The sequence below is a fragment of the Bartonella sp. AA81SXKL genome (assembly GCF_042196945.1).
Taxonomy (GTDB): domain Bacteria; phylum Pseudomonadota; class Alphaproteobacteria; order Rhizobiales; family Rhizobiaceae; genus Bartonella.
The window spans coordinates 44,323-57,152 of record NZ_JBHIRH010000012.1 but is presented as its reverse complement, the minus strand read 5'-3'; the positions used below and the strand labels follow the sequence as shown (position 1 = coordinate 57,152).

6 protein-coding genes and 2 pseudogenes are annotated in these 12,830 nt (G+C 39.3%); all 8 read right to left on the bottom strand.

Features of this window, described 5'->3' with window-relative positions; translation table 11 throughout:
• Positions 1-304: 304 nt before the first annotated feature.
• Positions 305-5,237 (bottom strand): annotated as a pseudogene (locus ACFINZ_RS06815) (DEAD/DEAH box helicase).
• A 704-nt stretch (positions 5,238-5,941) separates the two neighbouring features.
• Positions 5,942-6,509 (bottom strand): annotated as a pseudogene (locus ACFINZ_RS06810) (DUF3987 domain-containing protein); the annotation flags it as partial.
• Between the two features lie 894 nt (positions 6,510-7,403).
• Entirely contained in the window at positions 7,404-7,907 is a 504-nt protein-coding gene (locus ACFINZ_RS06805; protein WP_375701265.1) for a hypothetical protein, read from the bottom strand.
• Between the two features lies 1 nt (position 7,908).
• Positions 7,909-8,466 (bottom strand): hypothetical protein, encoded by a 558-nt coding sequence (locus ACFINZ_RS06800; RefSeq protein WP_375641074.1) that lies wholly within the window; start codon positions 8,464-8,466, stop codon positions 7,909-7,911.
• Entirely contained in the window at positions 8,454-9,251 is a 798-nt protein-coding gene (locus ACFINZ_RS06795) for a beta-hydroxyacyl-ACP dehydratase (protein ID WP_375684197.1), read from the bottom strand. Before ACFINZ_RS06795 ends, ACFINZ_RS06800 begins: the two co-directional genes overlap by 13 nt.
• The gene (locus ACFINZ_RS06790) at positions 9,242-10,315 is read right to left on the bottom strand and encodes a citrate/2-methylcitrate synthase (protein ID WP_375641076.1); all 1,074 of its coding nucleotides are present in this window, start codon (positions 10,313-10,315) and stop codon (positions 9,242-9,244) included. The genes ACFINZ_RS06795 and ACFINZ_RS06790 overlap by 10 nt, the downstream gene beginning before the upstream one ends.
• Positions 10,316-10,409: 94 nt before the next feature.
• Entirely contained in the window at positions 10,410-11,627 is a 1,218-nt protein-coding gene (locus ACFINZ_RS06785; RefSeq protein ID WP_375701264.1) for a hypothetical protein, read from the bottom strand.
• Positions 11,628-11,633: 6 nt separating this feature from the next.
• A complete protein-coding gene (locus tag ACFINZ_RS06780) occupies positions 11,634-12,296 on the bottom strand; it encodes a class I SAM-dependent methyltransferase (protein ID WP_375680460.1) in 663 nt (220 codons plus the stop codon).
• Between the last annotated feature and the right edge of the window lie 534 nt (positions 12,297-12,830).

Sequence of the window (12,830 nt, the reverse complement as noted above, 5' to 3'; positions counted from 1 at the left end):
TTGGGGGGGTAGAAACATTCAAAACCTATAAGTAATATAAGAAAATGAATATACATAACCCTCTTTAAATAAAGCTTTTGAAAAGGATAAAGCTATCATTTTAGATTACGGTATAATCTTTTAAAGCAATCCAAATAAGAGTATTTAAAAGTGCAAATGATTTCTTTTTAGAATAATGCATATAAACATTCCTTTTAAAGATTGTATGTAAGCAATCTAACAAGAGAGGTATAGATTATGGTTATAAGACCTTATACCCCTTGTAAGGTTATCACACTCATTATGTGAGCATGCTTTAATAAGCTTATTCAGTTTCTCTTATTTCTAATTTTGGTAAGTTCTTAACAATCTTCATTGTTTCTAAACTTACGGTAATAACCCTTTGAAATAACTCTAGAGGGTAGGCAGGGTTGCCAACGGTTTCAACAGCATAACGATTGGCATCATTCACAATACCACTCTTTTTATCAGTCTTTACACATTGACGCTCCATAACCCATTCAAGAGCGGGTTTACCATTAACGATATACTCATAAGCTTCAAGAGGGATGTCTGTTATTGTGATATTGCTGTTGTAAATAACTGTAGATTTATCCTTTTCCTTACTATTCTTAATTTTTGCGAATTTCATTTCTGTAACGTAATAAAATTTTTCGGGATTAGAGATCTCTGTTTGTTTTGGATTACCCTTTTTAAAGGTCACTGGATAAGGCTCTACAGTCTCATAATTCACGTGCAAATGCCCTAGTTCATGTCCAGCATTAACAAACTTCCAAAAATCTTCAGCGCTTTTTACACAAGGGATGCGAGGCAATTCTTTAGAGAGGTTATCAGCATAACGAGCACGATAATCTTCCGAATGTAACAATCCGTAGACGTAATAGACCAAATTATCTTTAGTGATTTTTTCATTCGGATAAGCCGCTTGAAAATGGGCTAATCCTTCATCAGTAATGGCATCACGCCTCTGTAAACCAACTGTTTTACTTTCTTCTGTAGAATTCGCAAATAAATGAGATTGTTTTTCATTTTTGTCTCTTGAAACCGGAGCATCTTCATAGAAATATCGTGGAAAGCATTGACTAGCATTCATCACACCTAAATCAGGCAAATTCTTAGTCATAAGTGCAGAAAAGCCAACCATTGCTCCTATGCCTGTAACTTGTATGATTTTATTTTCAACCGCTTTCTCCATTGGGAATATACGCGGCGTTTGGTAAACTCTCTCATTGAAAGTACGATTATAATAAAGCCACTGTCGTGTAAAAGGGCGATATAAACTTTGCGTGAGGCATGCATCTTCGAATTTAAGAATTTTTCCTCTTACCAATTCTTGTTTAACATTATGGCTCCAGCTAATCTTGCTCTCATCTGCATTGATGAAATTGTTTACAGCATTTGCACGTATTTTATGATCAGCATGTGGATAGGCATCATTAAAACGTTCTACTTCGCTATTATAGAAAGTAATCATATTATGCATATTATTTTCTAAAATCTTATAGCTTGAGTTATATGCCCAAGCATCACGGTTTGTTTTTAGACCACAGGAATAAATTTTAAAGAGCTTTTTATCATGTCCTTTTTTAACACCTATAGCTAAAATTTTTTTAAAACTGTCATCACGTTGCTTTATCCAATCCCCATGCTTATCCGGTGTAATTATTTGCCAACCTTGTTTACTCCGTGTAATACCATCAATGCTTCCAAGGGATTCAATCATTGTAAGCTTTTCTTGCCTCGTGAGATAGTCTCCAATATCACGAAAATATATCTTACCACGCTGTTGTGCATTTGGATTTTTTACGAGAACGGAAATCGCTATAGGGGCTCGAGATCCAGAACCAAAAATTTTACCACCTTCTTTTCGAGAAAGTTCTCCAGAAGTTCGTTGGTTACCCCGTAAATGGAAAATATAAAGGCTGCTAAATTCCTCAACGAGGCACTTTCGTAAACCATCCATAGAGTGCCCACTAACAAAGCTTGCGTTTGTGACAAAACCAATAATACCATGGTCTTTTATACGGTCACTTGCCCAGCGGATAGCACGGATATAACTGTCATAAAGTGCTCGTATATTCGTTACTTTCGATTGAGCAGCATAAGTTTTACGGATACGTTCATCTAATATGGGATAAGGGCTGTTCTTTGCATTATCATTTTCGCTTTTTTGCCCCACGGAATAAGGAGGATTGCCGAAGATAACTTCAATATTGAGGTTTTTCTGAAGTTCTAAATATTCACTGTTTTCCTCTAATAAACCTTTCATCAAATCTTGTTTTTCCAGCATCCGGAATGTATCGGTTAAACCAATATGTTTGAAAGGAATATACTCTCCTTTCTTCAAACTATGATAAGTCGATTCAATGTTAATGGCTGCTATGTAATAGGCTAGTAAGACAATCTCGTTGGCATGGATATCATGACGGAACTTATATTCCATATCCTCTGGTTTTATGAGCTTTGATTGTAAAAGCCTTGTGATAAAGGTCCCCGTTCCAGTGAAAGGGTCAAGAATAGAAACTCCACGTGACCCCAAGCTTTTTCCAAACTCATTACGCAACACATCATCAACAGAATGAATGATAAAATCCACGACCTCAACGGGGGTATAAACAATCCCAAGCCTATCCGTGGTTTTCTTAAATGCCTTGGTAAAAAAATCTTCGTAAAGTTTGATAATAAGATTTTGTCTTGCCTGTGGTTCTGTAATGCCAGAGGCACGGAACTTTACGCTGTCATAAAACTCTTGTAATTCTTTGGATTCTTCCTCAATATTTGTTTTATCGAGTTCTGTTAAGATTTTTTCCATTGCTTGCGAAATGGCATTGTTTTGTACAAATTCATTGCCCTCAAACAAGGCTTCAAACACGGGACGCGTCACAAGATGTTGCGCTAACATCTCAATCGCTTCTTCTTGCTTTATCTCACTGTTTAAGTTGTTTTTTAATTCTTTATAAAACGCATCAAAGGCATGATAAGCTTCGCTTGTTTGATCAGAAAGCATAGTTTGAAGGCGTGTGATATGGTTTTGTGCAATCTCAGCAACATTGCCAGCCCAAATGCCCCAATAATCACTCATAGTAGATTTTTTAACAATCAGTGTTTTGAGAGCATTGGGAAACTCAACAAAAAAGGGTAATCTTCCTGTTACGCTATGACTATGTTGCGGTTCATGAGCTTGTGTCCCAATACAAAGTCCGGATTTTTCTGATTTTTCGTGGAGCGGGATTTCGTTAATAACCGTGGTGACATTCTCTAATTCGGTCTTTTTAGAAACTGTAACAATGTCGATGATAGAGCTTACGTCTTGTCCTAAGACCATCTGGTTAAGGGTTTTACTAAAATTCTCATCATGGGCAAGCAAAGCATTGAGAACTTGCCAGACAACACTGTATCTCTTATTGTTTTTTAATGCCTCTTCTGGTGAAACACCAGCAGGAACACCAACCGGCAAAATGATATAGCCCATCTTTTTGCCTTTTGCACGACGCATCACACGTCCTACTGCTTGTATCACATCCACTTGGCTTTTACGCGGGTGTAAAAACATAACCGCATCAAGGGAAGGAACATCAACACCTTCTGAAAGGCAGCGTACATTGGTTAATATACGGCAGACATTCTCACCCGCATCTTCTTTCAACCAATCAAGTTTTATCGTACGGTTTTTGGCACCAGATTTTCCATTAATATGATCTACTTGACAGTTAAGAGGGGGAATATTTTTATGGTTTTCATGAAGATCACGTAAATCTTTCTTAACTTCTTCATCATTGAATGTGTCACGAATGCGTTCAGAAGTATCAATATCTCTACAAAAAGCCAAAGCCCGATGCATGGGTCTTGTATCATCTCCAAGATCAATTTTCAGATCCATTTTGGTAAGAGCTTGATAACAACCCATGATCTTTGTTCTATCATCAAGAATAAGTTCATAATTCTCATCTGTCATCAGATGCTGGATAGATTTACTCACTTCTCCTTCATCAACACCTAAAACGATAATCTTGTAAGGCGTTAAAAGTCCATTTTTTACAGCATGGGAGAAACTATAAGAATAAAGGATTTTTCCATAAAGCTCTTCATCATCCATAGAAGCCAGAACGGCATCAATCTCATTAGCTTGTTTTTTGGCATTATCACTAAAGATACGAGGTGTTGCTGTCATATACAGACGTTTCTTTCCCCGAATAAGGCTATTATTATGAACCTTGATAAACTCAGATTCACTCTTGTCTGTTCCTAACACAGCTCCAGTGGTACGGTGTGCTTCATCACAGATGATCAGATCAAATTCCGGTAAAGCATATTTCTTTTGCGCATCCGAAATCACTTGGATTGAATGGTAAGTTGAAAAGACTACCGTCATTGCGTCTACTAGGTTTCCACGCGCTTCTTTAGCAAGGGCTTGAGCATCCGTGGTAGCAGGGAGAACAAGATCTGATGTTTCCATGCCAACAATATCATCTTGATTTTTACGACGCTTGCCTACTTTTGTATCCGAACACACAGGCAAAGGAACGCAACGGGACTTGTGTATCGGCTGTCCATTCACGGATCGTTTGCGAAACTAAAGCCAGAGAAGGTACCAGAAACAAAACACGCTTGCCTTTTCCTGCTATGTGTTCTGCTATCTTAAGGCTAGTGAAAGTCTTCCCCGTTCCACATGCCATAATCAGCTTGCCACGGTCTGCTTCTTTTAAACCTTCACAGACTTTCTTGATGGCTTCTTCTTGATGGGGACGAGGCTCTTTTGTTGATTTCAGAAGAACTTCTTGTTCTGTTGCAAATATTTGCCAATCTATCCGACTGTTTTCCATATGACGAAGGTCAATACGATAAACGGGTATCGCTTGTCCTTTAATCATGGCATTCACATTCTCACTTAATTCTACTTCCGTGCTATCAACGAGAAGACGATATTTAAAGATATCTTTTCCAGATGCTGCGATAAAGCTATCAATATCCTTTTTACTGATCTGATGGTCTGCTTGATAAAACTTACATTGAATAGCGACATAACTCTCTTGATGACGAAGCTTAGCCACCAAATCAATACCGATATCATTTTTATTCCAACCTTCACGCTTTTGCGCCCATTCATAATAGGTTTGAACCTTTTCGTAGCGTCCATAATGGAGAGGGTCTTTCGTCAAGTAAGCTATGACAAGGTTTTCAAACACTGTTCCTAATTCACGAAGTGATTTAGCTTGTTGACGATAATATTCCAACAGAGAGCGTAAAGTGACGTGTTAATTATCAGACTTAATAGATTGAAGCATATTGTAATAAAAATCCCTTGCCTTATGATATGATCAATAATCATCAAAAGAATCAAAACGAATTCAATTAAATGTACTTAAAGAAAATATCGATAAAAATGGGAAAAAACTGCTAAAAAAGCCGATATTTTTTTTCAAAAGGGGTCTTTAAGGCTGCTTATCAACAGCCCATGACATGGGATAAGATCAGTAAAGTAGTGAAATTTGCTATTCGTTTTATGGAAAAAAGACAAATTCGTTATGTGCTTTAAAATATCATAATGAGTATTTTGATAGGTTTTATGGTGAATTTTTCTTATAGGTTTTGAAGGTGTAAAAACCGTCAAAACCCCCTCAAAACGTATATTATTAGTTGAATTTATAGGTTGTGTTATCAATATGAGTTGTTTTTTTAAGATCTGTAAAATCTTAACCTATTGAAAAATAACATTTTTAATTTTTATCGTTTTTTATCTAAAAGAGGCAACCGTCAAAACTCAAAACCCCTTCAAAACCTATAGAGATTGTGTTTTGGATATCTTTGACACAAGATAAAAGGAGCATGTTTCTTCTTTAAAAAATTATAAAACAAAAACCCTCAAAGATACTTTGTAAACCCTCTGTTGGTACGATAAGATCTTTGAAGGTTTTAAGGATAACAAAAGATTACAATGACTTCATTGTTTGATGCTGTTGTTTTTAACGAAAGGGTGCCATTCATAACGTATGGTAGGTCGACCGCCTTGAGAGCTATTTTCGCTTGCTATTTGACGAATATGATTGGAGCGACATAAGAGCTCTAAAGCTTGCTTAACGGCTCTATTATCTGTTAAACCGATCCAACTTCTTTGATGAATATCACGTAAAGTAAAAACATCGGGTAAATGATCACAGCGCTCGACAATTAATTTTGCACGCTCTGCTGTTAATGTATCATTCGCCGCATAAAGACATTTTGCATGGCTTATCAGATATTTTTCCCAACGCAAAGCTGTTTGAAGGGCATAGAGTCCAATTTCAAAACGACCACTATCAAGAAGTTCAAAAATCAACGCAAGGCTTGCTATGGGTCTTTGGTATTTTTAAAAGATGCGATTGTAAGCTTTCAGAAAGGTTATTCTCTTTAGCTTTTTTAAAAATCTTTTGCATCCACTCACGAAAGATCTCTTGAGCATCAGCAGAAAAACGCATGACAAGCGGGTGTTCAGGAGAACCAAGGGGTTTATCATAATGAGAACGTATTAAGCTAAGAGGAGATGCCAAATTCTCAAAGGAGAAGTGCAATGCACCTTTACGAGTTTTTTGGACTTCATGATTTTTTGTACAACATTATGCCCCCCAAGATTATGTGCCCTTAAGCAGCTACAGTCGTTGATACAATATCCTCAGCAAGCATTTGTTCATCTTGCACATATATTTTTAGTATTTTTAATAATTTTTTTTGGAAGATTTCTTGATACGGCACGCGATACATCAGTGCTAACGTTCTCTTAAAAAACACACAGATAATTAATCAGCTTCAAAAAACAACCTTACCAATGAAGTACTAGCTAGAGGGTTGCATGCACAACGCAATAATGGCACACTGATTCCCACAAGCGTGCTTCACATATTGTACGCGTAGCCTGTACAGAGTCTACCGCTCCTAAATACTCAGACGTAATGCTACTGGATCGTACAGTGACCGCAGTTGCACCCTTAAATACCGGTTCCTACCATATCATAATGCTTGACAAAAGCATCATGCCATCATAGCAACCTCTTTGCGTAGGGGGTCCACAACATAGCTCTACAAATTGTTGACGCATTGCCAAGCTAACAGTTTTCTTGCCCACCTACGCCAATGAGACCATCACTATCCTCTTTTTGAATCGTAAAACAAAATGATTTCCCATGAGCGATAAACCATCTGCTCAAAGTCCAGCTAGCTCAAACTCATAGCATTCTAAACCTTTAGGCTCGCTCTTCCCCCAAGGGGGCATAGTCAGATATATCACTTCCCTCACCTATTCACGCGCTGGGATAAAAAAAATCTGAAACTACGAGGCAACGCTGCATTTGTATGCAGCGTTGTTGTTAGGTATAAGCTTCTATTGAGATAGTTCTAATGGGAAGCCCCCACAGCTAATGGTATAGGGATTAATTTGGATTCTTTCGAAATGTTATATATAAATTTAATGTGCCGCCCCAAAACACACCACCAGTGAACCCACTTAAAAGACCAAAAAGAAGGTTAAAATCAAATGCATATTTCAAATCAGGTACAACCTTGAGAAAAACAATCAATGTGAATTTGATGACAAAAGCGATAAGAATAAATGTCAGCGTCAACGGCGTACCAGGCAGAATAATGAAATCCGTTCCCTCTTTGATTTTTAAACGCGCAGTAGCACGCCAGAGCAACCAGCCAACGCCAAAGCCGATCATCAGCCCTGCCAACATTGCGATTGCTCCCCAGCGTGGGAAAGCCAGCTGGTTAATCACATCGCTTGCGCCCAAAAAAAGAAAGACTAACGGCAAGAGAAAAAGGCGGTAAACCTTCGTTTCCCTATCTTTCAATGCGATTATTCCCCTCGCAATGAGAAAAATAAGCAAAATCCAAGCCCATAAAGGGGTTCCGGTCAGAATGTTAAACAATGACATATTATGCTCCATGATGTTTGATGCGATAAAAATATTGCATGATGTTAGGAAGATATTTAGAAAAAAGAATACCAGTACAAATTAAACCCATAGTGATTAACCAAATCTGGGGGGTCCATGTAAAAAAAGCCACTAGAAGACCATTGGCAAAAAAGATGATTACCCAAATCCATGTAATATATTTATTGATGAGATAAAATAGGATATGTTTGCGTTTTTCTTCAGAAACACCAGCACTGGCATAAAAAATGGTAAAGGGTTTCTTTACCAGCAAGCTAATCAATGAAACCAGAGCAAGTGACAGATAGCAAAAAACTGTGGGGTAGTTCAGTAAAAGTGTAGACCATCCAGCGAAATAATTAACAAACAGGACAATAACTGTCAGAATGTTAGTAATCATCACGGGTTCTCCCTGCCGGACAATTTTAATATTCACAGCAATAATGAACAATAAAATCACAGTTAAGATGAGAGAGCGTTCGACCAGAGTTAAAAAGTTTCCATTGATAACCCAGGAGTAAATACTCCACGGAATAAAAGAGATTATTATGTTAAACATGGCGCATCCTCCTTTTTATATTTGATAGAAAACTTACCGCAAGTGCTTCGTTTTTTAGTTTCCGTATGAATATAAAAAACGCCACCCAGTTCACACTCTGTATCCTGTTTAATGGTCAACTGATAGGTATCTCCCGGATAAACTGCTTCAATGAACTTTACTTTTTTCAGCGCAACAGATGCGATATTTTTCGCCCTACCCTGCGTGGCCAAAGCCAGAACCATCTCAATCAATAGTGAACCAGGACATACGGCGTGGGAGGGGAAATGTTCCTCAAAAAGCGGGTGATGCGCATTAAAGGAAAAAGTACAAGAATCTCCGGTTACGGAAGAAATCTTACATAAATCGCCTAGTAATGGAAGAGCGACTTTCTGAGAACACGAGCCAAGGAAGCAGACTTTACTGACCATGATGATTGCCTGCGCAATAACGGCCTTTCCATTGTCATATGTGCTAGCCTTACAGTGAATACGATAGGCCTCATTAATGCGTTCAATATGTCCTTCAACGCATAACCGATCGCTATCAAAATGGGTGGTAGAGAAAAACTGTTCAACCATAACAGGGAGATAGCGATAAGTGAGATCCGAGTTTTTAGCCACCATGGTGGCGAATCGAACTGAAAACTGATGCAAGGCTTCGAGTAACAAGCCCTGTTTCAAATAGTTATGGGCTAACTCCCAGTGAGAAATATCGATTTGCCCGTAAGCACGCATCGGTGTGATTAAGGTGATACTCTGACATATACCCAAGAAATTTGGCTCGGTGTGATGCTTTATAGCCATAATTGGGAGACCTTTTTATATTTTTCTCTTAAATCCTTTGATGATAAACTGAAGGAATGAGTGCTAAACCGCGCTTGATAGTGCGCGAGAAGTATAGGCATACGACAAACGAAAAAAGCCAACAATCCCAGCTCAGGAGAAGCCCGATGTTTGCTCATGATGCTTGCAATTAGAAAATCGACATTGGGTTGCAGTCCTGTATTGTCCGAAATAGATCGCACAAGCGAACTGAAGGGGCACATAGGCACCTGAAAGCGTGAAAAAAAGAAATCAACCCGGACATCCCATTGCATAATCGGATGACCAAACCTTGGCCAGGGTTTGTCTTTGCAATAATGCGTTACCGCCGCCTTAAGATTCCCGGCTTCAATCTCATGGAGGACACCAGAAAGTCGCATGATAGCATATTTGCAGGCTCCCATATGCACGGAGCCAATGGCACTAAACCCACCGATTAGTGCAGAAATGACGTCGCTCTTGGTACTGATAATAAATCTTACCATGGTGGTTGTGGGTGTCACAGTACCAAACCCGCCCAGCAGTAGAGACATGCACCCGCAAAGCACATTAATATCCCAGTCGGAAGAAGCTTCCTTGCTAGTTAATACTAACCAAAAAGCAAGCTCCAAGGTATTGCAATTTTCGATCGCCGGCAAATCGGAAAACTGTTGGGAAGAGCACGCCAATGCAATAATCCACGGCATCAGCAAGATAATTTTAAGACAACCACCGTCGCTTACGGGAGCCATGACCTTACCCTGAGCCGCAGAAACCTCAACTTGCGATAATAACATCATAAATCGCTGCGTTAAACTCAAAGATGGCAATACATTGATCAGTTGATGCATCGCCTGCAGTTTGGCTGTAGGGTTCGTCTTTTGCAGTTCGGCGTTAGCATTCTGAATCAGCCGATCCATCTGTTCTTCATTAAGAAGGTTGCCGGTCAGTACAAACCATGCGTTCTGCAAATAACGGTTTTCATCGGCAATATCAATCAAATTACATCCACGAATAAACAATGCGTTATTATCTAAACCATAATTATCAATAACATCATCTGACATGATTTACTCCTGCTGCTCCGGTGACACGCTATAAAACCTGATGTTGACATTTATCGTATGCGAATTCCCTGATACAATTTCATTACACAAATTATCAAGTTGCATTACAGGACTCCCTTGCGTCATAAACTAGCAGGCATTTCCCTCTGGGTGAGAAAAGCAAATCGCTATATTCGACGAGGGTGAGATTAATACGCCCGCGCTTTTTCATATAGGCTTCATAAATATCCGGCAAATGATAGATTTCCTCAGTTAGTTCGGACAAATCAAGGTTGTGAAATACTTCGCGGCAGATTTTAATATCCATAATCTCTTGTCTATCCGCGGATAAAGACAATACAATTTGAACAATCACATCGGGCAACCTTCGATTAATAATTTTGAATATTTTTTCATGGCTAATCAAATTTCCCATGAAATTAAAATCAACAGCATTGCGTTTAATACCTTCAAAATAGAGGTCACCATTTTCAACGGATAATGTGCCCATATCGCCCACGGAGTATCTGATAAGTTTGCGCGAGGCATCGGGATCCAGCGATGTCACTAGCAGTCCTCTCTTATCTTCATATTCAAAGAAGAAATCATCGCTGAAGAGTAGGTACCGATTAAGCCGCCCTTCGGCGGACATACCAATGAAACCGCACTCCGACAAACCATATAAACCAATTATCCGCAGATCGGCGCCCAGCATCTCGCGCAGATAGTTTTCATGCACGCTCAGCATCGATTCACCAGTAAAGACCACTTTTTTAATTGCCAGTGGAACCCCAAGGCTGAGCATGGCTTCAACGAACTGAACGATGGTGCTGGGCACACCAAACAGTACCGAGAGCCGTATTTCAGCCAGAAACTCGAAATGATTCTTCAGCAGCAGAGCAATATCGCCAACCGGCACAACATGTGCACGGCAATTTTTTAAAATTTCACACGCCAAGTAGTGTAAAGATGAAAACAGATTAATCGTAAACAGGTTGCCAACGACATCCCCTGGGGAAAAAACCTGCCGCGCGCGCAGGTTACGAATTAAATTGCGCTCTGATGAGCTGATCCCTTCCTTACAGAATTTTAAACGAACGTTGGCCATTTTCATCGCCCCAGTGATGCCGCTTGTAGCACTAATCAGCATCGGTAAGTGTTCACCCGCAGAGTCCACTTGAGTCAAAGAACCACTATCACCAGTGGTCGAATAAACGCGTGTACTTATCCTAACCAAATCGCGGAAAGCAATGTAATCGAGTGCATGGCAGCCAGTTATTGCCGTTATACGTGGTTGCATTTTTGCATACATTTCAGCACAGAAATAATCCATGATAACTCAGACCTTTTTAATGAAAATTGCACAACCCAGAGCTGCTAGACCTTCTCCACATGCCACTGTCCAGCTCATCTCACTAAGATCGCAGCCATATAAAAAATCGGTGATACCGGCTAATGTAAATTTTTCTTCTGTGAACATAGCTGCCACACCGCATTCACGACGTGATTGGTTAAAAACACCCAGTGCTGTTTCTTCTGCATCAGCTAGGGGTTCATGGATGATAATACGACCGCCGCGATCTAAAACACGGCACAACTCCTGTAATCCTTTTTTAGGTTCAGCCCAGTGATGAATTACGGAACGGGCATAAATCATTGAAAAGGAGTTATCGGGAAACGGTAAATTGCTGACGCTGTCTTCAATAATGTTGAATGCATGCTGGTATTTTAACTCCGTACATTTTTTAACACAAAACTGAACCATACGGGGATCAATATCAAACCCGTAAAAGGAATAGTCTGTGAGTTTTTGGAAGCGGTAAAGCTTGAAAAGCATGTAGCCAGTTCCCATGCCAATATCGAGAATTTTTTTCTTCGCAGAAGTAACACCAGATGCTTCTTCCAGAATTCTTTCTATCAAATACGCATTCCACGATGATGTACCTTCAGTAGCATACCTTTCATAGTGCTCAGGGGTGATATTTACCAGTAAATCATTCATCACATATTTCTCTAAATGAAGCTAGTTATGGCATTGCCATAAACTCGTTAAAAACTAACTGGGTATAGAAACGGTTACGTCCTCATATAAGAAGTCATCTAAAATAATTGATTGCAAACATGCATCCAGCAAAACAACGGTTATCACAGATTGACAAAGATAATAGCAGTTACAAATAAATGTCATCCCTTTAAACGTAAATATATTCCCAACGTACCGAAAAACACATCGCGTCCTATCATGTTCAACTAAAAAATAATCATTTATATCAAAAGTGCACGCCGAGATGGCGCATAATGCCTTATACAAGCTCTCCATGCAGCTAAATATTGTGGTGCATAGACGATTATCCAGCACCTGCCCTGCTGGAAAGTCCGCGCATTTTTCACAGTAATCTAGCATAAATGGTCTCGGTAGTTTTTTTTTCTCAATAAATTCGATATCAACCCCGACAGACCGAATCCGCGGATCGTTATTAACCAACATAATACTTTTACTCCGTCCATGGCTCACAGAACTGTGTGACATCTTTAC